Raw genomic sequence first — 21,495 nt, forward strand, 5'->3', positions numbered from 1 at the left:
ACGCAAAGGAGCAAGTGGTGACGGTCACCCTTTACGGCATCAAGAACTGCGACACGATGAAGAAGGCGCGGACATGGCTGGATGACCGGCAGATCGCCTACCGCTTCCACGACTACAAGGCAGAAGGCATCGATGCGACCTCGATCGGGCGCTGGATCGATGCGCTCGGCTGGGAGACGGTCCTCAATCGTGCCGGAACGACCTTTCGCGCGCTTGCGCCAGCCGACAAGACCGACCTGAACGCGCAAAAGGCTGTTGCGCTCATGCTCGCGCAGCCCGCAATGATCAAACGCCCCATCCTCGATCTTGACGGCAAGTATCTGGCCGGCTTCAAGCCAGAGCTCTACGAAGCGGCATTCTCCGCCTAACGGCAAGCGCGGCCGGGACGCCTTTCGAAGCGTCCCCTTTTTCCCGCACTGTTCGGCGACATCAAAAGGTAAAGAAGTCGTCAGCCGTCATCTTCAATCCAGCATCCAGCACTGCGAAGAGCACGCGACCGCCGGATGCACTCCCGTTCCAATCGTAGTAGAGATTTCCAGCATCCTTTTCGTAGATGATCCGATCGCTCGCGTCCGCGGCAGTGCCGGTATTGTTGGCGCAGAACTGCGCGGCGGTCAGTACTCCAGTCCCCGTCAGCTTCGTAAAAATCGCGTTCTCGAGTCTGATCGTATCGTAAACGACGTTGAAGTCGTCGATCTCGTCGACATTGGTGCTCGCGCTCAGCTTCGTATTGAAGACGAACGAATCCTTTCCGCTGTCGCCGCGCAGCAAGTCGTTGCCGAGACCGCCCGCAATCATGTCGTTGCCGCCGTCGCCGCGCAGCCAGTTGTCGCCTGAACTGCCCGTCAGCTTGTCAGCAAACGCGGTGCCGCGCACCCCCTCGATGCTCGTTAAGGTGTCCGTCTTTCCGAAGCCATCAACGGCGGTGCCGGCCTGCAGGTTGACGGTGACACCGACCTTGCCGCCGTCATTGTTCTGGTCCCGGTGATAGCTGACCGTATCGAAGCCGCCGCGGCCATCGATGATGTCCCGGCCGCCAATGCCCTGAAAGTCCTCGTCTCGCGCCGACCCCTTCATGACGTCCCTGAACTGGGTGCCGCGGAATGTCTCGAAATTCTGAAAGGTCTCGACATTGCCGTAAGGGTCCGTGACCTTACCCGTCGCAGCGTCCAGCGATATGCCGCCACGGGCATTGGAATTGTGGCGGGCGTCCTGAAAACTCAGATTGTCCCACCCCGTACCGCCGTCATAGGTATCCTTCCCCTCGCCGCCGATGACGAAGTCATCGCCGCCATTGGCATTGATAACGTCGTTGCCGGCGAACCCCTCCAGGTCGTCATTGCCGGCCGATCCGTTCAGCTTGTCGCTGCCCTTCAATATCCAGGCCTGGAGGTTCCATGGATCAAAGGACTGGGCGGCATTGTCGAGCGCCTCCAGAGACAGGCTGAGCCCCTCGATCTTCGACACCAGAGTGGTGCCGTTCGACTGAAACAATTCGATCTTGGTCACCTTGCCGCCCGTAGGACTTCCATCGGAACCGTAGGTGAAATCGGTTCCGGAAAACCGTAGCTTAAGGCCATTGTCCAGCTTCATATCCACTTTGGTCGGCGTTTTGGTGACGACGGTTGCAGTCGAGGGATCCACAAGCTCCCCGAACATCGGATTGTAGTCGAAACCTGGTATCGCCGGCGAATAGCTCTGCGGATATTTGCCGTTGGGAAAGAAAACCGTGTAGGTCGCCATCTCTCTTCACCTCCCAATATTAGGTGGCGAGAATGTACCGCGCACTGTTCGAAGCTGTCGATAGAACCCCCTTTCACTCGAAGGAGGTAAGCGCACGCATGGTGATCGGCGCTTCAGCATCGCCTTCACCCCGATCGGATGTCTGCCGTTGTTCGCGCGCCGTTCGACAACAGGATTTCGTGGGGTGATCACTTAATCCTTTCTTTAGGCGGGCTACTTACTGATCTGATGAGCGGACCCCGCGCCTCGCCATGAAAGCGTTGATCACACCTCCCAATCATTTCCTTTCGTCGCCCCTGCGCATGTTCGCGGGCGGTTAGGTCACATCCATGAACATTCTGAACAACCTCTCGATCCGAACCAAGATCATGTCCATCGTCGCCAGCCTTGCGGCAGTTATGGCGATCGGCGCGATCTTTGCAGCCCAAGCGACCAACTCGCTGGTATCGAGCTACAATGACTTTCTGGCAAAAGAGACCCAAGCGGCAATCAATTTGACCGCGGCAAACCGGAACTTGCAGGGCGTCGGATATGCAGCATATCAGTCGCTGCGTTACGACAGTGGTACCGAGCAGAATCTGGAAGCGGTCAAGAACTATCGTTCGAACGCCAAGAATTATGTCGAGCGCATGAAGCTAGCGGCTACGTCCCTGCCCGAGGAAACTGCAACCTTCGACGGTTTTCTGAACCACTTCGAAGAAATTCAGAAGCTGGTCGACCGGGCCGTCGCCTTGGGCGCCGAAAACCGCAATGATGAGTCTGCAGCCCTCTTGGGGCAGGCGGACGGCATGGTCACCGCCCTAGCGCTGAACATGCAAAAATCAGCCACCGCTTTGCGTGCACAGGTAGACGAACAGACGCAACTGCTGGGCGCTGAGGCGGCAGACATGGTGCTTGCCATCGAGATCGGCGCTGCGGCCGCCATCCTGATCGCGCTCGCGGGCGCCTATTGGTTCGCGTCCAACGGCATCTCCCGCCCGCTGCAGGCTGTAACCGAGCGGATGAAGGCGCTTGCCAACGGCGATACGGATTCGCCCATCGCGGGCGTGGATCGCGGCGACGAAGTGGGAACGGTCGCAAAGGCATTGAACATTTTTCGCGAAGCAGCCCTTGAAAACCGCCGCCTTGGCGAGGAAGCTGACGCCAACCGCTCGCATGCCGAAAAGGAGCGCATCGCCCGCGAAGAACAAAAGGCCCGCGAGGCGGAGGAAATCCGCTTTGCCGTCGACGCTCTGGCATCCGGCCTCGGCAGGCTTTCCGACGGGGATGTCTCGTCCTCGATCGACACGCCCTTTGTCCAGCATCTCGACAAGCTGCGCCATGACTTCAATTCGACAGTTGCTACGCTGCAAAGCACGTTGAAGGCCGTCGGAGACAACGCACGCGCGATCGACTCCGGAGCGAACGAGATCCGCTCGGCCGCCGACGATCTGTCGAAGCGCACCGAGCAGCAGGCCGCATCCGTCGAAGAAACCGCGGCCGCGCTCGAGCAAATCACCACGACGGTCAAGGACGCTTCCCACCGCGCCGAGGAGGCAGGCCAGCTTGTCCAGCGCACGAAGTCGGGTGCAGAGAAATCCGGCGAGATCGTTCAGAGTGCCATCCACGCCATGAGTGAGATCGAGCGTTCCTCGACCGAGATCACCAACATCATCGGCGTCATCGATGAAATCGCGTTCCAGACGAACCTGCTGGCGCTCAATGCCGGTGTAGAGGCGGCGCGGGCGGGTGAAGCCGGCAAGGGCTTTGCCGTCGTCGCACAGGAAGTGCGCGAACTCGCCCAGCGTTCGGCTGCCGCTGCGAAGGAGATCAAGTCGCTGATCAGCGCCTCCTCGCAACATGTCGAGCGCGGCGTCGGTCTGGTAGCCGACACCGGCAAGGCGCTGCAGGCGATCGTCTCCGAGGTGCAGGAGATCAATCGTCTGGTGGCCGGCATCGTCGAATCCGCCCGCGAGCAGTCGGTCGGCCTCAACGAGATTAACATGGCGGTCAACACGATTGATCAGAACACGCAGCAGAACGCGGCGATGGTCGAAGAGTCGAATGCCGCCAGCCATAGCCTTGCCCGCGAAGCCGAGGCCCTGAACCGGCTGATCGCCCAGTTCAACGTGGGCGACGGCAGACAGACGAGGGCACCGGTGGCCGTCTCCGTGCCGTCTGGTACCGGAACGGCACCCCGCGCATCGAAGCCGGCGTCGAACCCTGTGCGAGCGCTGGGCCGCAAGGTCGCAGCCGCCTTCGTCGGCAACGCCGCCGTCAAGGTCAGCGACGACTGGGAAGAATTCTGATCCTGCGCTGACATTTCTGAGGACAGTCACGGCCACGCCCACACGTCGGCCGTGATTTTTTTCACATTGCGGCTGCATGAAGCAGACCCAGATCGCACGTCGATGTCGACCCGCGCCATGTCGCGCAGCGGGCTAGTGCAGCCCGCCAACGCCAAGAAGCGTCTCCACCGCGTGCTGATCGGCCGAAAGCTCGGCGGGCGTCCCGGTCCAGGCGATGCGCCCGCGCTCGAGAACGACAATCTTCTCGGCGAAATCGAGTGCGCTCTGGATGCGCTGCTCGACGAGCAGAATCGTCATCTCGCCCGAAGCAGCCAGCTTGTGGAAGGCAGCCATCAGTTCCTCGCAGATCACCGGGGCCAATCCCTCCAGCGGCTCATCCAGAAGCAACACCGTGGGTCTGCCCAGGATCGTGCGCATCGTGGTCAACATCTGCTGCTCGCCACCGGAGAGCTGGGAGCCGAGGTTTTTCCGCCGCTCCTTCAGCCGCGGAAACATTTCGTAGGCTTCCTCGATTGCCGACTTCGGACGATCCTTCAAGCCAACGAAGAGGTTTTCCTCCACCGTCAGGGTCGGGAAGACATCACGAGACTGCGGCACATAGCCGAGGCCTTTGCGCGCCCGGGAGGCGCTGTCGAGCGCGGTCACATCCGTTCCGTCGATGCGGATCTCGCCGCCGTAACGCCGCGTCTGTCCGGCCAGCGTCGCAAAGAGCGTCGACTTGCCCATGCCGTTTCTGCCGAGCACGCCCAGACGCGAGCCGGCGGGAGCGATAAGCGCAATATCTTCCAGAATGCGCGTCTGGCCATAGCCGGCACTGAGGCCGGAAATTTCAAGCGACGCTGCGGGCATCGGCATAGCTCCCGAGATAGGCCTGTCGGACGCGCGCGTCCTTGATGACGTCGGCCGGAAGGCCGTCGAAGATGATTTCGCCTGCGGCGAGAACGACCACACGCCTGGCAAAGCGGAAGATCAGATCCATGTCGTGATCGATCATCAGCACAGCAAGATCGGACGGAAGCTCGGCAAGGGCGCGCTCGATGCGGGCCGTGTCGCTCTGCGGCACACCGGCAGCGGGCTCGTCCAGAAGGAGGACCTTCGGCTTCAGCGCCAGCGCAAGCGCAAGCTCTAAGAGCCGCTGCTGACCATAGGCGATCTCGCTGACCTTGCGGTTCGCGAGCTCGGAAAGGCCGAGCGTGGCGAGAAGATGGTTTGCCTCCGCCATGACGGCCGGCATCGCCCGGTGGCTGCCGAACATGCGGCCTGAACGGCCCTCGCGCTGGAGGATGGCGAGCGAGAGGTGCTCCTGCGGCGTCATCTCGGAAAAGAGCCGGGTAACCTGGAATGAACGAACGAGACCGCGCCGGACGCGCTGCATCGCGCTCAGGAAGGAGACATCCTCCCCGCCGAGATGGACGTTGCCGGAACTCACATGAAGATTGCCGGTGACGAGATTGACGAAGGTGGTCTTGCCGGCCCCGTTCGGGCCGATCAGGGCCACGCGGTCACCAGGCGCCATCGAAATCGACACATCGTTCGTCACATGCAGGCCGCCGAAAGTCTTCTTCAGATTGCGGACTTCGAAGATCGCGCTCATGCGGATTTCCTCCCGCGCCGTTCGACATAGGCGGCAAGCGTGCCGTAAAGACCTTTTGGCGCAAACAGCACGACCGCGATGAGCAGCGCGCCGACGATCGTCAGCCAGTGGAACGGATTGGCGGCCGAGACAACATCCTCGAACCACATGAACGACAGCGTACCGACAAGTGCACCGACCAGCGAGCCCGTTCCGCCGAGGACAAGCATCACGAGTGCCTCGGCGGAAAGCGTAAACGACAAGCTGTCGAGGCCTACGACCTGCGTGGAGATGGCGTTCAAGGCCCCACCTGCCCCGGCCACTGCGCCGGAGATCACATACATCTTCAGCAGCGTCGCCTGGACCGAGGCGCCCATGGCGCGGACGCGGACCGGATCCTGCTTGATGCCGCGGCAGAGCATGCCGAACGGCGAGCGGACGATCTGGCGCAGGATCGCGAAAACCACAAGCAGCAGCACGATGCCGAAGACATAGGCCGTACGCCCCCAGAGATCGAATTCGAACATGCCGAGGACGGGATCAGGCGTGATGCCGGAAAGCCCGTCGCTGCCGCCGGTCCAACCGGATGCCTTGTTGGCCGCCTCGTGGGCGAGGTGAATGATGGCGATCGACAGCACGAGCTGCGGCAGGCCGTGGGCGCGCAAGATGACCACGCCGGAGACCAGCCCCATGATTGCGCCGGCGACGACACCGACCCCAAGCATGGCGATCGGATCGGTAATGCCGAAATGGACGGCGGCGATGCCTGCACCATAGGCACCTGCGCCGAAGAGCGCCGCATGGCCGAGGGTGGCGATCCCGCAATAACCCGTCACCAGATCAAGGGACAAAACCAGGAGCGCAATGGCCGTGATCCGCGTCAGCAGCGCCAGGTTGTTGGGGAAGAGAAAATAGCCGGCGACCGCAAAGGCCGCGATCACGAGAATGGCGAGCGCATCCCGTGTCAGCCGGGCACGCCGGTCGGCCGCGGTCGTCACGATATCGGTGTTCATGATGACAGCCATTACTTGGCCCTCCCCGCTAGACCGCGCGGGAACAGGCAGACGATGGCGATCACGGCCAGATAGAAGAAGAACTCACCGAACTCGGGCATCAGGTAGCGCCCGGCCGTATCGATCGCGCCGAGCAGCAGGCACGCCGCAAGCGCACCGGGAATGGAACCGGCGCCACCAACCGAGACCACGACGAGGAAGGTGACCATGTAGCGCAGCGCATAGTAGGGTTCGATCGGCAGCAGTTCCGCACCGACCACACCGCCGAAGGCCGCAAGGCCGACGGCGACGGCGAAACTCACCGCATAGACGATCTGGGTGCGGACGCCGAGTGCGCGCGCCATGGCAGCATTGTCGACGGCCGCCCGCAGCTTCACACCGAAGGCTGTGCGTTCGATGAAGTACCAGAGGCCGATCGCAACGGCCACGCCGCAGGCGATGGCGAAGAGGCGGTGGGCGGAAATGCTACGGAAACCGAGGCTGACGGACTGCTGCAATTCGGCGGGAACGGGGATGGTCTTCAGCGTCGGACCGAAGACATAATTGGCGATGCCGATGATGCAGAAGGTGATGCCGATGGTCATCAGCACCTGCGTCAGTTCGGGTGCCCCATAGATGCGGCGATAGAGCAGCCTCTCGATCGGAATGGCGATCAGGATCGTACCGACGACGGCAAGAAGTACGGCTATGCTGTAGCTGAGCCCCATGTCCTTCGCGGCATACGAAGCAATGTAGCCACCGATCATGGCGAAAGCGCCGTGGGCAAGATTGACGACACGCATCAGGCCCATCGTGACCGATAGACCGATGGAAATGACGAAGAGCACCATGCCATAGGCAAGCGCGTCGATGGCAATGCTGAATACCGTTTGCATGGTTCTGTCCTGGGAGCTTCCTGGAACCGTTCGATGTTGCGAGCGCCAAGTGCCGCTGCCCATGGCCCAGAGCTTTCGCATACTTTGAAGGCCGGACCGTTGCCGCATGTCCCTCTCCCCGCCGCCAAGACGGAGAGAGGGACAGACCGCGGCGAACTACCTCATTTCGCCGTGGCGAGACCGGGATCACCCTGCTTTTCGAAAGTCTGGATTTCCTTGTTGTAATAGGTGCCGTCGTCGGCCTTCGTAACTTCACGCAGATAGATGTTCTGCGTGATGTGGCGGCTTTCCGGGTCGATGGTAGCCGGACCGCGCGGGCTTTCCCACGAAAGCCCTTTGACCGCCTCGACCGCCTTGGCCGCATCCTGCTCGCCACCGGTCGCCTCGATCATCTTGTAGATGACGTGCATGCCGTCATAGGCGCCGACCGAGGGGAACGACAGTTCGGCCGGATTGCCGATCGCCTTGGCGGCCGCCTCCACGAACTTCTTGTTCTCAGGAGTGTCATGCGAAACGGCATAGTGGAAGGTCGTCTGCAGGCCGAGCGCCGCGTCGCCCAGCGCCGGCAGGTCGGATTCCTGCGTCAGGTCGCCCGGGGCGAAAAACTTGATACCGCCGTCCTTGAGGCCGTTCTCCTTGAACGACTTGACGAAGCCGAGCGTCGTCGGGCCGGAAGGCAGGAACGCAAAGACGCCTTGCGCGCCGGAGTCCTTGATGCGTTGCATGATCGGCGAGAAGTCGTTCGTCTGCAGCGGCATGCGGATAGCCTCGACAACCTCGCCGCCGGCAGCAGTAAACGCCGCCTTGAAGGCGTTTTCGGCATCGACGCCTGGACCGTAGTCGCTGACGACCGAGATCACCTTCTTCACGCCGGAATCAAAGGCGACCTTGGCGATCGGCGTGGACGTCTGCCAGGTGGTGAAGGAGGTACGGACCACGTAGGGGCTCTTCGTGACGATCGCCGAGGTGGCGGCGTTCATCACGACCATCGGCACGTTTGCCTGTTCCAGAAGCGGGGTCGCAGCCATGGCATCGGGGGTGAAGTAAAAGCCGGCGAGATACTGCACGCCCTCCTTGACCACGAGTTCCTGTGAGAGCGCCTTGGATTGCGCCGGATCGGCCGTCGGAATGTCGCGGTAGATGATCTCGATCGTGTCGTCGCCAACCGTATTGCCGTTGAGTGCCATGTAGGCGTCGATCCCGGCCTTGAAATTCTTGCCCTGTAGCGCGAACGGACCGGAGAACGGCCCGATGACGCCAACCTTGATCGTATCGGCATGAGCAACGCCACCCATCAGCGCGGCCGCAAAGGCGGCGATCGCAAATCTCTTCATGTTTTCCTCCCTTTGGGCCGGCTCTCTCCGACCAGCCGCCTACCTGATACTTGCAGATTGACTAAAGTCAGATTGGCAGATGAAACGGTAATGCAAAAATGAATTCATAGCCCAATGCCATAACCGCCAAGTTATGAGAAGACCAAACACGTGCCTGATGGCAACCTCAGTTCCACTCGGCAAATCTCGCGGCCGACAATGCATGACAACCAAAAAATGCGTCCCATTTTCAATAACTTCCCAAGCTGCCCTACACTCGCCTCTGCCCGATATCGGCGATCGAACTGACGAGGCCGCTCGCCAGCCGCGTTGCGGCGCCTGCAGCGACGACCATCTGCGGCAGGAGCATCCATTCGAGCGTCCAGGCGCTGCCTGACCGTTCCTGCTCGTGCACCAGCGCCTGATGAACCCCCGCGAGGGCAGTGGCATTGAAACGCGCCAGGGTCACGAGGGCTTCCGCCGAAACCGGGTTCTGCTTGTGCGGCATGGCGGAGGAGCCACCACCACCGGAAAGTACGATTTCGTTGCCGTCCTGCGCCATCAGCGCGACGTCCTGGCCGAACTTGCCGAGGCTTCCGGTGATCAGCGACAGCAGATTTGCAAAATCTGCAAGGCGCTCGCGCTGGCTGTGCCACTGGGGCACGTCGGCGAGCGAAAGCGCCTCGGCAAGCAGCGTGCGTACGTCCTGTCCCTTGTCGCCGAATGCCGCAAGCGTCCCTGCCGCTCCGCCGAACTGGAGGGGAAAGCGGCGTTCAATAGCAAGGACGAGCCTTTCCATGTGGCCCTCAAGCGGCCGGCGCCAGGCCGAGAGCCGGTCGGAGACGGAAATTTCGATGGCCGCCTGCATGCGGGTGCGTCCCATCAGCACGCGCTCGCCATGGCGCTCATCTAGCTCGATCAGCCCCCCCACGATAGCGCCGAGGCGCTCGATGAAGATGGGAGCGGCCCGTGACAGGCGGACCATCAGGCCACTGTCGATCACGTCCTGGCTGGTGGTGCCGACATGAAAGTAGGGCGCATCCTCCGGTGGAAGGAACTGCCGGAACTGGCGTACCAATTCCGGAACGACAACACCATCGCGCGCGGTCGCCTGACGCAGGGCCGCAACATCCGGCGCAAACCGTCGCGCTGCGGTTTCGATCGTAAGCGCTGATGTGAGAGGCATCACCCCTTTGGCCGCCTGCGCTCGGGCGAGTGCGACCTCAAAAGCCAGCATCGCCTCCAATTCGGAGGCAACAGAAAAAAGGCCGGCAATTTCCTCGTCTCCGAGGAGCCCGGAGAGATAGGGGTGGTCGAAAGGGGAAACGGTCATCGGGTTCTCCTGAAACTGGAATCACCGTTTGAGGGGCTCGTTCGCCTATCCGGGTACGCAAGCGACGCGGAAGCACTTTGAAACAAGGTACGATCGATCCCGCGCACACGCTCCAGGTGCCCCTAGATGTCGAAGAAGACCGTTTCCTTCTCGCCTTGCAGATGGATATCGAAACGATAGGACGAACCATCGGCGTGCGCAATCAGCGTCGGGACGCGGACGCGATGCTCGATGCGGGCCAGGATCGGGTCCTCGGCGTTCGCAGCCTCCTCGTCGCCGAAATACATCCGCGTGCTCAGGCCCAGATTGATGCCGCGGGCGACGATCCAGAAATTGATGTGCGGCGCCATCCTGTGCCCGTCCTTGAACGGAACGCGGCCGGGCTTGATCGTCTCAAAGCGAAACTCGCCGGTCACGCCATCGGAAGCGCAGCGGCCCCAGCCCGTGAAGTTCGGATCGGCGGCGCCGCGCAACTCCGACGGGCTGTTGTAGAGCCCGGCGGCGTCGGCCTGCCAGATCTCGATCAGCGCATCCTTCAGGGGCGTGCCGGTGCCGTCCAGCACCCGGCCGGTGATGGTGATGCGGCTGCCGAGGGTCTTGTCGTTCACCATCGCAGCGCCGAGATCGGAAGCGTAGACGCCCTCGATCCCGCCGTGATTGGGGGTCAGGCCGATATGCACGTAAGGCCCCGCCGTCTGCGAGGGCGTTTCCTTCAGACAGTTGAGCGGCTGTACCATCTCAGTTGCCCTCCAGCCGGTTTTCGAACAGGGTCGAGCGGCGTCCGCGCAGAACGATGTCGAACTTGTAGGCGCGCGCATCCATCGGGATGGTGTTGCTCCAGTCGAGTGGCGCGATCAGTTGCTCGACCGCGGCACGATCCGGGATCGTCGCGACGATCGGACATTTCCAGATCATCGGGTCGCCCTCGAAATACATCTGCGTGATCAGCCGCTGGGCGAAGCCGTGACCGAAAATGGAGAAATGGATATGCGCCGGCCGCCAGTCGTTGACGCCGTTCGGCCAGGGATAGGGACCGGGCTTGATCGTGCGAAACGCATAGAAACCATCCTCGTCAGTGATCGTGCGACCGCAGCCGCCGAAATTCGGATCGAGCGCGGCGAGATAGGTTTCCTTCTTGTGGCGATAGCGCCCGCCGGCATTCGCCTGCCAGAATTCAAGCAGAGCCCCCGGCACTGGCCGAGCCCGCTCATCCAGCACGCGCCCGTGCACGATGATGCGCTCGCCGATGGCGCTCTCGCCGGGGCGGGCGAAGTTGTGGATGAGGTCATTGTCGAGCTCGCCGAGCATCGAATGACCGAAGACCGGCCCTGATATCTCCGAGATCGTTCCATCGAGCGACAAAAGCGCTTTCTGCGGCGAGCGCAGGACTGACGTCTTATAACCAGGCGTGAAGGCTGGTGGATGCCAGTCGCGGTCGCGCGGAAAAAAGGCGCCCGTCTCCGGCTTGCGGTTCGGTATATCGGTCATCGCTTACCTCAGATGCTCCCTCAGGCCGCCTTCTCGGCGTCCATCTCCTCGAAGACGTGCTTGGCAATCTTGATCGCCCGGTTGGCGGCGGGAACGCCGGCATAGATCGCCACGTGCAGCAGCGCCTCGCCGATGTCCTCGCGCGTCGCACCGGTGTTCGCCGTGGCACGCACATGCATCGCCACCTCTTCGTCATGGCCAAGCGCAGCCAGCAGCGCGATCGTCACCATCGAGCGTTCACGCGGCGTCCAGGTGGGGCGTGACCAGACCGTCCCCCAGGCGCTCTCGGTGATAAGTTCCTGGAACGGCCGGTCGAAATCGGTCGACGCGGACTGAGCGCGATCCACATGGCTGTCGCCCAGAACCGAACGGCGTGTCACCATGCCCTGGCGGTAGCGATCGGAATAGGTGTGCGCATCAGCCATTTGGCTTGTCTCCATGAACCAGCGGATCGATGAATGCCCGGAGGATGCTTGTCAGCGCCTCCGGCTGTTCGACGCAGGGGATATGTCCCGCGCCGGGGATGACTTCGTAGCGCGCACCCGGTATGAGCTTTGCCGTCGAGAGTACAAGGTCCGGCGGCGTCGAGCCATCCTGATCACCGACGATGCAGAGCGTCGGCACGGCGATGCGCAAAGCAGTATCCGTAAAATCGGCGTCCCGGATTGCGGCGCAGGTGGCGACGTATCCGATCGCCGGCTGACGAACCAGCATGTTGCGATAACCATGATAGGCGGTGTTTTCCGGCCGGCGGAAGGCGGGCGTGAACCAGAGTCCCATGACCGCGTCGACGATGCTTTCAATGCCGTCATGCTCGACGGTGGCGATGCGCGCATTCCAGCTTTCGGCCGTGCCGATCTTGTGGGCGGTGTCGCAGAGGACAAGCGCCTTCACCAGTTCCGGCCGCGCCGCGTAGAGGCCCTGTGCGATCAGACCGCCGACAGACAGCCCGACGATGACAGCCTCCTTCACGGCATAGAGATCAAGCAGGCCCGACAGGTCGCTGACGTGGTCGTCGATGGAATACGGCACCTGGCCGATATCCGACAGGCCGTGGCCGCGCTTGTCATAGAGGATCATCGGGTACTCGCCGGCGAGCCGCACGATGACATCGCGCCAGATGCGGAAATCCGTCCCGAGCGAATTGGCGAAGACAAGGACGGGCTTGTCCTTCGGACCGCCGATCACTTGATGGTGAAGGCTGATGTCGTTGATCCGGGCGAACTGCAAGGGATGTCTCCTCCTGACGCCGCACAGTGGTCTCTTGATTTGGTTAGGTAAAATGATATTTCGTGCTTTTTAGCTAACCTCCAAGTTATGAATTGCCAGGCAGAGGCAAAAGCATGGTCGATAACCGCATCAAGTTCCGCCATCTGCAGACCTTTGTCGAGGTCGCACGGCAAAAGAGCGTCATGAAGGCGGCCGAGCTCTTGCATGTCAGCCAGCCGGCCGTGACGAAGACGATCCGCGAACTGGAAGACGTGCTCGGCGTTTCCGTGTTCGAGCGCGATGGGCGCGGCATCAAGATCACCCGCTACGGCGAGGTCTTCCTCAAGCATGCGGGGGCGGCGCTGACGGCGCTGCGGCAGGGCTTCGATTCGGTCTCGCAGGCGGTGCACGGCGATGCCCCGCCGATCCGCATCGGCGCGCTGCCAACCGTCTCGACCCGCATCATGCCGAAGGCCATGCAGCTCTTCCTCGCAGAGGGCACCGGCGCGCGGATCAAGATCGTCACGGGCGAGAATGCCGTGTTGCTGGAACAGCTGCGCGTCGGCGATCTCGATCTCATGGTGGGGCGGCTTGCGGCGCCGGAAAAGATGGCGGGCTTCTCCTTCGAGCACCTCTATTCGGAAAAGGTCGTCTTCTGCGTGCGGGCCGGCCATCCGCTGCTGTCGCAAGGCTCGGTCTTTGCGGGGCTCGATGCCTATCCGGTGCTGATGCCGACGCGCGCCTCGATCATCCGCCCCTTCGTTGAGAGCTTTCTTATCGCCAACGGCATTGCCGGCCTGCCGAACCAGATTGAGACCGTCTCCGACGCCTTTGGTCGCGCCTTCGTGCGCCAAAGCGACGCGATCTGGATGATCTCCGAAGGCGTCGTCGCGGCGGACATCGCCGAGGGCACGCTGGCAGCGCTGCCGGTCGACACCAGCGGCACGCAAGGCCCCGTCGGCCTGACGGTGCGCACCGATGCCGTCCCCTCCATGCCGCTTTCCATCCTCATGCAGACGATCCGCGAGGTGGCGGGCAACGTGTCGCCCGCCGCCTGAGCGATTGCGCGCGCCGCCGACGTGTGTCAGCCTCCCCGCCCCGATTGCTTTTGGCGAGCATGACATGATTGTTCAGGCCTGCATCAACGGCGCGCGTGAAGCGAGCTTTCATCCGGCGCTGCCACTGACCCCAGACGCCATGGCTGCCGATGCTGCAGCCTGCATCGCGGCGGGCGCAGCGGAAATCCATCTTCACACACGCGGGCCTGACGGGCGTGAAAGCCTTGCGGCGGAGGTCGTCGACAGGACGGTCCGGCTCGTGCGCATGGCAGTCCCCGGCACTTTGATCGGCATTTCGACGGGTGCATGGATCGAGGCGAGCGAGATGCGCACGCTTTCCGCCATTGCCGGCTGGCGCGTGCTACCGGATTATGCGTCGGTCAATCTGTCAGAGGCTACGGCACCTGCCGTCATGCGCCAGCTTGCCGCCCGCGGGGTGGGCATCGAGGCAGGCCTTGCCTCTGTCGGCGACGCGGAACGCCTCGTCGGGCTTGCGCTGGAAAGGCCGCCGCTGCGCATCCTCATCGAAATCGGAGAGCAGGACGTCGACGAGGCGACGGATGTCGCCGATCGCATTCATGGCGTTCTGGACAAGGCTGGCATTTTGCGACCGATCCAACTGCATGGCATGGGTGATACGGTCTGGCATTTCGCACGCCGCGCCGCCGCGCGCCGCTGGTCCACGCGGGTCGGGCTGGAGGACGGCAAAACACTGCCGGACGGCGCGCCGGCAGCGGACAATGCCGCCCTCGTCCGCGCTGCCGTCGAGATCTATCGGCAAGCGCGCGCCGCCCTTCAGTAGGGCAAGCCGACGTAGTTTTCCGCCAGCACCGTTTCGGCGGCACGGGAGTGCGTCAGATAATCGAGCTCGGCTTCCTGGATCTTCTGGTCGAAATCGCTGGTCTCGGGGAAGCGGTGCAGCATGGTGGTCATCCACCAGGAGAAGCGGACCGCCTTCCAGACGCGGGCAAGCGCACGGGACGAGTAGGCGTCGATGCCGGCGTTCGAGCGATCCTGGTAGTGTTCGAGGAGACCGGCGAAGAGATAATGCACGTCGCTCGCCGCCAGGTTCAGCCCCTTGGCACCGGTTGGCGGAACGATGTGGGCGGCATCGCCGACGAGGAACATGCGGCCAAAGCGCATCGGTTCGGCGACGAAGGACCGCAGAGGGGCGATCGACTTTTCAAAGGACGGCCCCGTGACCATCGCTTCGGCATGATGGGCGGGGAGCCGGCGACGGATCTCGTCCCAGAAACGGTCGTCGGACCAGTCCTCGATCTTCTCGTCGAGCGAGCACTGGATGTAGTAGCGGCTGCGGGTATGCGAACGCATCGAACAGAGCGCGAAGCCACGCGGATGGTTGGCATAGATCAGTTCGTCGTTGACAGGCGGAACATCGGCCAGGATGCCGAGCCAGCCGAACGGATAGACCTTTTCGAAGGTCCTGATTGCCGCTGCCGGCACCGCTTTGCGGCTTGCGCCATGAAAACCGTCGCAGCCGGCGATGAAATCGCAATCGATCCGATGGCTGACACCGTCCTTCTCGTACGTGACATAGGGCGACTGGCTTTCAAAATCCTGGGGGGTGACGTTCACGGCCTCATAGGCGGTGGGTGTGCCGAGGGCCGTCCGCCGGTCCATCAGGTCATGCGTCAATTCCGTCTGGCCATAGACCATCACGCGCTTGCCGCCGGTCAGTTCGAAGAGATCGATGCGATGATCGCGGCCGTCAAAGGCAAGCGAGAAGCCGTCGTGCGGCAGCCCTTCGGCGTGCATGCGCGCGCCGACCCCAGCCTCGTCCATCAAGCCGACCGTACCTTGCTCCAAAACGCCGGCCCGGACGCGCGACAGCACATGCTCCTTGCTGGAACGCTCGAGAATGACATTGTCAATGCCGGCATTGGTCAGAAGCTGGCCGAGCAGCAGGCCCGACGGACCCGAACCGATGATAACGACCTGGGTGCGCATGTTTTCCTCCCGCCCTCCAAATTTGCTTTTGCGCAAATTGTGAGAAGGACGGCACGATCCAGCAATGGACTTCCATGCCGGAAACTTGCACAAATCGAACATCGAGGCGGAGAGGCACAGATGAAGAGGACGGTCCCGACATACGACCTCTACGGCGAAAAGCCTGCAGGGGCGACAGAGTTCTGGCTGCATTGCGAGACGATCCCCTCGCGCAGCAGTCTGCACCACTGGGAGATCGGCCTGCACCGGCACGAAAACCTCTTCCAGATCCTCTACGCCGCAAACGGTTCGGGCGACGCGGTGTTTGGCGACACGATTGTGCGGATCGTACCGCCGGCAGTCGTGACAGTGCCACCGGCGACTGGCCACGGTTTCCGCTTTTCGACGGATATCGATGGATTTGTCTTCACCATGCCGGTCGGCCATCTGCGCGCCGCCCCCGGCGATCGCAGCCGCCTCGGGGTCTTCCTGGCCGAGCCGCGCGTGACGCCGCTTGATCCGGGCAATCCAGATGCGCGCTATGTCAGCGGTACCCTCGAACGGCTCGGGACCGAATGGCTCGCCCGGCGCAGCGGCCGCACGGATCTGATGGAAGCCTACCTCACGGCGGCGCTGACCCTGGTGACCAGGCTATCTGTTTCGAATGCCGAAGAGGGCGCCGGCGACGAGAACGAGCGGCGGATCGAACTGCTGACGGCACTCGTGCAACAGCACTTCCGCTCCCACAAGCCGGCCTCCTTCTATGCCGATCAGCTCGGCATATCGCCGACGCACCTGAACCGGGTGGTGAAGAGCATGACCGGCGCGGGCGCGCACGAATTCATCAATCGCAAGCTGGTGGAGGAAGCAAAGCGCGAACTGGTTTTCACCTCGACGACTGCGCAGGAAATCGGCTTTCGCCTCGGCTTTTCCGATCCGGCCTACTTCTCTCGCTATTTCCTGCGCCATACCGGACTGACGCCGCGGGCGTGGCGGGAGGCGGAGCGGGAAAAGCGCTCGTGATCTCCGATCACTCTGCGCCCGCGGCATGACGGAGCGGTTCAGTCCCCCGAATAGCGCTCCTCGGTCCAGGGGTCGCCACGCATGTGATAACCGTTGCGCTCCCAGTAGCCCGCCTTGTCTCCCCCCAGAAATTCGATGCGGTTGACCCACTTCGCGCTCTTCCAGAAATAGAGATGCGGCACGACGACGCGAACGGGCCCGCCATGTTCGACGGTCAAGGGCTCGCCCTCCCAATGCGTGGCGAGCAGCGCATCGGTGGCCGCGAAATCCGAGAGCGGCAGATTGGTGGTGTAGCCGTCATAGCTCGACAGCAGGACATGCGTGGCCGAAGGGTTCGGCATGACGAGGTCCAGCAGGTCGTAGGTGGAGACACCCTGCCAGCGATTGTCGTAACGCGACCAGGTCGTCACACAGTGAATGTCCGTGACCTTGTCGCTCTGGGGCAGCGCGTGGAAGGCGTGCCAGTCGAGCGAGATGGCATTCTCCACCTCGCCGCGGATGTCGAGGCGCCAGCTTTGCGGCCGGATCACCGGCTGCTGGCCGAGATCGAGCACCGGCCAGTTCTTGACGAGGTGTTGGCCGGGCGGCAGGCGGACGGAGTCCGGTCGCGCGATCCGGCCGGTGAGGAACTTGCCTTGCTCCGCCCAGCGCCGCTTGGTCTGCGTCAGCTTGGTCTCGGGAGTCTCATTGCCATCGCTCATCTGCCGCTCCTTCCCGCTGCGCAGTACGACTAGGGGCCGACTCCTCCGCGCGTGTCAAGCAGACGGATTATTGCAGCAATGGACGGAGGGCAGATTGTACCTCACGCATCGCCGGCAGGAGGAGCGTCGTCATGTCCTCAACCGGAACCGCCCCCGCCGGCGCGCCGATGTTGAGCGCTGCCACGACGCGCCCGCGGGCGTTTTCGAGCGGGACGGCGATCGAGCGCAGCCCAATCTCGAGTTCCTGATCGATGATCGCGTAGCCCTGAGCGCGGGCGCGGGCGAGTTCCGTCATCAGTTCGTCGGGGTCCGTTATCGTATGGACCGTGTTGGCCTTCATGTCCGTAGCCATAATCAGGGCGCGCGCTTCGGCCACCGGCAAGGCGGCCAACAGCACCCGCCCCATGGATGCGCAATAGGCGGGAAGCCGCGAGCCGGGCATCAGGCTGATCGACATGACCCGCTTCTGCGCGGCGCGCGCGACATAGACGATCTCCGCTCCGTCGAGGACCGAGACGGAGGCGCTCTGGCCGACCTTTTCGGAAAGCTGATCGAGATAGGGCTGCACGAGACGCGGCAGGGGCGTGGCCGAGAGGTATGCATGACCGAGGCGAAGAATGCGCGGCGTCAGCTCAAAGAACTTGCCGTCATAGGCGGCATAGCCAAGCTCGGACAATGTGAGGAGGCAACGGCGCGCCGTCGCGCGATCCAATCCGGTGGCCTTGCCGATGTCGGTTATCGTCATTCGCGGATGATCCTCACCAAAGGCTTCGATCACCTTGAGGCCTTTGGCAAAGCCTCCGAGCAAGTCCGTTTCCCGCATGATCTCCTCCAATTCTTCATGGTCCATTTTTGTGCGATATATGAACAAATGTCAATTATCGCACAAACTGTTTGACGGAGGCATTTTTCCGGCGCCTATTTTCCGCCCAGGAGACCACTCACCACGCTCCCACACCGAACCGGCAAAGGAGCACGCAGCGCGAAACGGGCTGCGCGTGGTGAGGGAGCGCAACAACGGGAAGGAGACGACATGGCGAAGATCACATCGCTGGCGGAGGCGATCACCGAGAACGTGAAGGACGGCGACACCATCTCGATGGAGGGCTTCACCCACCTCATTCCCTATGCGGCGGCACACGAGATCATCCGGCAGGGCAAGAAGGACCTCTTCCTGATCCGCATGACGCCGGACCTGATCTACGACCAGTTGATCGGCGTCGGTGCTGCGCGCGGCATGAAGTTTTCCTGGGGCGGCAATCCCGGTGTCGGCTCGCTTCACCGGTTCCGCGACGCGGTCGAAAACCAGTGGCCGCGGCCGCTGGAGATCGAGGAGCATTCGCACGCGGCCATGGCCAATGCCTACGAGGCAGGCGCTGCGAACCTGCCGTTTGCGACCTTCCGCGGCTATATCGGCGCCGACCTGCCGAAGGTGAACCCGAACATCAGGTCCGTCACCTGCCCGTTTACCGGCGAGGTGCTTGCCGCCGTCCCCGCAATCCGCCCGGACGTTACGATCATCCATGCGCTGAAGGCGGACCGGAAAGGCAACGTGCTGCTCGAGGGCATTGTCGGCGTGCAGAAGGAGGCGGTGCTCGCCGCCAAGCGTTCTATCGTCACGGTGGAAGAGATCGTCGACGACCTGAACCCGCCCTCCCCCAACTCGGTCGTTCTGCCGACCTGGACGATCACGGCGGTCTGTGAAGTGCCGGGCGGCGCCTTCCCCGCTTACGCGCATGGCTACTATCCCCGTTCGAACGCCTTCTACATCGCCTGGGACGAGATCGCCCGCGACCGCGACACTTTCAGGGCATGGATCGAGGAGAACGTGATGAAGGCGACACCGGCAGACTTCGCCAAGCATGCGAAGAAGCCGGGCAAGGTGGCGTAAGGAGCAATGACGATGAGCAGCGATTTCACCCCCACCGAAATGATGACCATCGCCGCGGCCCGGGCGCTGACCAACGACGACGTCTGCTTCGTCGGCATCGGCGCACCGTCCGCAGCCTGCAATGTCGCGCGCCTGACACATGCGCCGGACATTACGCTAATCTATGAGAGCGGCACCGTCGGCACGAAGCCGGATGTGCTGCCGCTTTCGATCGGCGACGGCGAACTCTGCGATACCGCGCTCTTCACAGTGCCGGTGCCGGAGATGTTCCGCTACTGGTTGCAGGGCGGGCGCATCACCACGGGTTTCCTCGGCGGCGCGCAGATCGACCGCTTCGCCAACCTCAACACCACCGTCGTCGGTTCATACGACAAGCCCAAAGTTCGTCTGCCGGGTGGCGGCGGCGCGCCGGAGATCGCCTCGAACTGCGGCCGCATCTTCATCACCATGGCGCTCTCCAAGCGCGGCTTCGTCGACAAGCTGCCCTTCATCACCTCGATGGGCCATGGCGAAGGCGGCGACCACCGCGAGCGGCTAGGCCTCAAAACGGCGGGGCCGACGCAGGTCATCACTGATCTGTGCATCCTCGAGCCAGATCCGCAGACGAAGGAACTCACCGTCACGTCGATCCACAGGGGTGTCTCCCGCGAGCAGATCGTCGAGAATTGCGGTTGGCCGATCAAATTCGCCGACAACGTCGCCGAAACGCCGGTTCCGACCGAAACCGAACTTACCGTGCTGCGCGACATCAATGCGCGGACAAAGAAGGCCCATTCGAGCGAAGGCAAAGAGGCTGCCTGACATGACCGAAGCCTATATCTGCGACTACATCCGCACCCCCATCGGCCGCTTCGGCGGCTCGCTCTCCTCGGTTCGGGCCGACGATCTCGGTGCAATTCCGCTGAAGGCGCTGATGGAACGCAATAGCTCGGTCGACTGGGACGCGGTTGATGACGTGATCTTCGGCTGCGCCAACCAGGCGGGCGAGGACAACCGCAACGTCGCGCGCATGTCCTCGCTGCTCGCCGGGCTACCGGTCAGCGTACCCGGGACCACGATCAACCGGCTCTGTGGTTCGGGCATGGACGCGATCATTGCGGCGGCCCGCGCCATCAAGGCCGGCGAGACCGAACTTATGATCGCCGGCGGCGTCGAGAGCATGAGCCGCGCCCCCTTCGTCATGCCGAAGGCCGACGCCGCGTTTTCCCGCAATGCCGAGATCTACGACACGACGATCGGCTGGCGCTTCGTCAACCCGCTGATGCAGAAGCAGTACGGCGTCGATTCCATGCCGGAAACCGGCGAGAACGTCGCGGAAGACTTCAAGGTCAGCCGCCAGGACCAGGATGCGTTCGCGCTGCGCAGCCAGGCAAAGGCCGCTGCGGCCCAGGCGAATGGCCGGTTGGCGAAGGAAATCACTGTGGTGACGATCCCCCAGCGCAAGGGCGATCCGGTCTTGGTCGAGCGGGATGAGCACCCGCGCGCAACCACCATGGAGGCGCTTGCAAAGCTCGGCACGCCCTTCAGGAAGGAAGGCGGGACCGTGACGGCGGGGAATGCCTCGGGCGTCAACGACGGGGCGGCCGCACTCATCATTGCTTCGGAAGCAGCCGCGAAGAAGCATGGCCTGAGCCCGATCGTCCGCATCCTCGGCGGGGCGACCGCCGGCGTTCCGCCACGCATCATGGGCATCGGCCCGGCACCGGCCTCGCGGAAGCTGATGGCGCGGCTTGGCCTGACGCAGGACCAGTTCGACGTGATCGAGCTGAACGAGGCCTTCGCCAGCCAGGGTCTGGCGACGCTGCGCCAGCTCGACATTGCCGATGACGACGCCCGCGTGAACCGCAACGGCGGCGCCATCGCGCTTGGTCACCCGCTCGGCATGTCTGGCGCGCGCATCACCGGAACGGCCGCTCTGGAGCTGCAACTAACCGGTGGCAAGCGGTCGCTCTCTACCATGTGCATCGGTGTCGGCCAGGGCATCGCGATCGCACTGGAGCGCGTTTGAGACTGTAGCGGCGTCCGTGCCTCGGCGCCTTC

The 21,495-nt window shown here is 62.9% G+C and carries 22 protein-coding genes; 8 read left to right on the forward strand and 14 right to left on the reverse strand.

What is annotated here, in order from left to right; genetic code table 11:
* Positions 1 to 17 precede the first annotated feature (17 nt).
* Positions 18 to 368 (forward strand): ArsC family reductase, encoded by a 351-nt coding sequence (locus tag IB238_RS16080; protein ID WP_192248885.1) that lies wholly within the window; start codon positions 18 to 20, stop codon positions 366 to 368.
* 61 nt (positions 369 to 429) lie between these two features.
* Here the strand turns inward: IB238_RS16080 and IB238_RS16085 are convergent, their stop codons facing one another.
* Complete coding sequence (locus IB238_RS16085) at positions 430 to 1,743, reverse strand: calcium-binding protein (protein WP_192248888.1); 1,314 nt, start codon at positions 1,741 to 1,743, stop codon at positions 430 to 432.
* A 329-nt stretch (positions 1,744 to 2,072) separates the two neighbouring features.
* Between IB238_RS16085 and IB238_RS16090 the strand changes: the two genes are divergently transcribed.
* Positions 2,073 to 4,031: a HAMP domain-containing methyl-accepting chemotaxis protein gene (locus IB238_RS16090; RefSeq protein ID WP_192248891.1), complete on the forward strand. Its 1,959-nt coding sequence runs from the start codon at positions 2,073 to 2,075 to the stop codon at positions 4,029 to 4,031.
* 132 nt (positions 4,032 to 4,163) lie between these two features.
* Here the strand turns inward: IB238_RS16090 and IB238_RS16095 are convergent, their stop codons facing one another.
* The 10 genes from IB238_RS16095 to pcaD all read right to left on the reverse strand — a co-directional run bounded on the left by IB238_RS16095 (position 4,164) and on the right by pcaD (position 12,856).
* Positions 4,164 to 4,880 (reverse strand): ABC transporter ATP-binding protein, encoded by a 717-nt coding sequence (locus tag IB238_RS16095; protein ID WP_192248894.1) that lies wholly within the window; start codon positions 4,878 to 4,880, stop codon positions 4,164 to 4,166.
* Positions 4,861 to 5,625, reverse strand: a complete 765-nt coding sequence (locus IB238_RS16100; RefSeq protein ID WP_192248897.1) for an ABC transporter ATP-binding protein — start codon at positions 5,623 to 5,625, stop codon at positions 4,861 to 4,863. Before IB238_RS16100 ends, IB238_RS16095 begins: the two co-directional genes overlap by 20 nt.
* Positions 5,622 to 6,629 (reverse strand): branched-chain amino acid ABC transporter permease, encoded by a 1,008-nt coding sequence (locus IB238_RS16105; RefSeq protein ID WP_192248900.1) that lies wholly within the window; start codon positions 6,627 to 6,629, stop codon positions 5,622 to 5,624. Before IB238_RS16105 ends, IB238_RS16100 begins: the two co-directional genes overlap by 4 nt.
* On the reverse strand, positions 6,629 to 7,492 hold the full coding sequence (locus IB238_RS16110) for a branched-chain amino acid ABC transporter permease (protein WP_192248903.1): 864 nt from the start codon (positions 7,490 to 7,492) through the stop codon (positions 6,629 to 6,631). The genes IB238_RS16105 and IB238_RS16110 overlap by 1 nt, the downstream gene beginning before the upstream one ends.
* Positions 7,493 to 7,653: 161 nt before the next feature.
* Entirely contained in the window at positions 7,654 to 8,826 is a 1,173-nt protein-coding gene (locus IB238_RS16115; protein WP_192248906.1) for an ABC transporter substrate-binding protein, read from the reverse strand.
* Between the two features lie 250 nt (positions 8,827 to 9,076).
* Positions 9,077 to 10,138 (reverse strand): 3-carboxy-cis,cis-muconate cycloisomerase, encoded by a 1,062-nt coding sequence (locus IB238_RS16120; protein WP_192248909.1) that lies wholly within the window; start codon positions 10,136 to 10,138, stop codon positions 9,077 to 9,079.
* Positions 10,139 to 10,260: 122 nt separating this feature from the next.
* A complete protein-coding gene (gene pcaG / locus IB238_RS16125) occupies positions 10,261 to 10,875 on the reverse strand; it encodes a protocatechuate 3,4-dioxygenase subunit alpha (protein ID WP_192248913.1) in 615 nt (204 codons plus the stop codon).
* A gap of 1 nt (position 10,876) precedes the next feature.
* Positions 10,877 to 11,626 (reverse strand): protocatechuate 3,4-dioxygenase subunit beta, encoded by a 750-nt coding sequence (pcaH, locus tag IB238_RS16130; protein WP_192248916.1) that lies wholly within the window; start codon positions 11,624 to 11,626, stop codon positions 10,877 to 10,879.
* Positions 11,627 to 11,646: 20 nt separating this feature from the next.
* Complete coding sequence (gene pcaC / locus IB238_RS16135) at positions 11,647 to 12,051, reverse strand: 4-carboxymuconolactone decarboxylase (protein WP_192248919.1); 405 nt, start codon at positions 12,049 to 12,051, stop codon at positions 11,647 to 11,649.
* Positions 12,044 to 12,856, reverse strand: coding sequence for a 3-oxoadipate enol-lactonase (gene pcaD, locus IB238_RS16140; protein ID WP_192248922.1), 813 nt, complete (start codon positions 12,854 to 12,856; stop codon positions 12,044 to 12,046). The genes pcaC and pcaD overlap by 8 nt, the downstream gene beginning before the upstream one ends.
* Positions 12,857 to 12,969: 113 nt before the next feature.
* Here pcaD and pcaQ point away from each other — a divergent pair, with 113 nt between their 5' ends.
* On the forward strand, positions 12,970 to 13,893 hold the full coding sequence (gene pcaQ, locus IB238_RS16145) for a pca operon transcription factor PcaQ (RefSeq protein ID WP_192248925.1): 924 nt from the start codon (positions 12,970 to 12,972) through the stop codon (positions 13,891 to 13,893).
* Positions 13,894 to 13,957: 64 nt separating this feature from the next.
* Positions 13,958 to 14,695, forward strand: coding sequence for a 3-keto-5-aminohexanoate cleavage protein (locus tag IB238_RS16150; RefSeq protein WP_192248928.1), 738 nt, complete (start codon positions 13,958 to 13,960; stop codon positions 14,693 to 14,695).
* On the opposite strand, the gene pobA is transcribed toward IB238_RS16150, so the two are convergent.
* Positions 14,689 to 15,861 carry a 4-hydroxybenzoate 3-monooxygenase gene (gene pobA, locus IB238_RS16155; protein ID WP_192248932.1) on the reverse strand — a complete coding sequence of 391 codons (1,173 nt, stop codon included), beginning with the start codon at positions 15,859 to 15,861 and terminating at the stop codon, positions 14,689 to 14,691. The two genes, IB238_RS16150 and pobA, sit on opposite strands and share 7 nt — an antisense overlap.
* Positions 15,862 to 15,981: 120 nt before the next feature.
* Here pobA and IB238_RS16160 point away from each other — a divergent pair, with 120 nt between their 5' ends.
* The gene (locus tag IB238_RS16160; protein WP_192248935.1) at positions 15,982 to 16,863 is read left to right on the forward strand and encodes a helix-turn-helix domain-containing protein; all 882 of its coding nucleotides are present in this window, start codon (positions 15,982 to 15,984) and stop codon (positions 16,861 to 16,863) included.
* A gap of 38 nt (positions 16,864 to 16,901) precedes the next feature.
* Here the strand turns inward: IB238_RS16160 and IB238_RS16165 are convergent, their stop codons facing one another.
* Both IB238_RS16165 and IB238_RS16170 read right to left on the reverse strand, forming a co-directional pair.
* Complete coding sequence (locus tag IB238_RS16165; RefSeq protein ID WP_192248938.1) at positions 16,902 to 17,564, reverse strand: sulfite oxidase-like oxidoreductase; 663 nt, start codon at positions 17,562 to 17,564, stop codon at positions 16,902 to 16,904.
* Positions 17,565 to 17,631: 67 nt separating this feature from the next.
* Positions 17,632 to 18,387 (reverse strand): IclR family transcriptional regulator, encoded by a 756-nt coding sequence (locus IB238_RS16170; protein WP_192248941.1) that lies wholly within the window; start codon positions 18,385 to 18,387, stop codon positions 17,632 to 17,634.
* 210 nt (positions 18,388 to 18,597) lie between these two features.
* On the opposite strand from IB238_RS16170, the gene IB238_RS16175 reads away from it, so the two are divergent.
* The 3 genes from IB238_RS16175 to pcaF are packed head-to-tail and all read left to right on the forward strand — an operon-like array spanning position 18,598 to position 21,463.
* Positions 18,598 to 19,455, forward strand: coding sequence for a CoA transferase subunit A (locus tag IB238_RS16175; protein ID WP_192248944.1), 858 nt, complete (start codon positions 18,598 to 18,600; stop codon positions 19,453 to 19,455).
* Positions 19,456 to 19,467: 12 nt separating this feature from the next.
* Positions 19,468 to 20,256: a CoA-transferase subunit beta gene (locus IB238_RS16180; protein ID WP_192248947.1), complete on the forward strand. Its 789-nt coding sequence runs from the start codon at positions 19,468 to 19,470 to the stop codon at positions 20,254 to 20,256.
* A 1-nt stretch (position 20,257) separates the two neighbouring features.
* Positions 20,258 to 21,463: a 3-oxoadipyl-CoA thiolase gene (gene pcaF / locus IB238_RS16185; protein WP_192248950.1), complete on the forward strand. Its 1,206-nt coding sequence runs from the start codon at positions 20,258 to 20,260 to the stop codon at positions 21,461 to 21,463.
* Positions 21,464 to 21,495 lie beyond the last annotated feature (32 nt).

The sequence above is a fragment of the Rhizobium sp. ARZ01 genome (assembly GCF_014851675.1).
GTDB lineage: Bacteria > Pseudomonadota > Alphaproteobacteria > Rhizobiales > Rhizobiaceae > Mycoplana.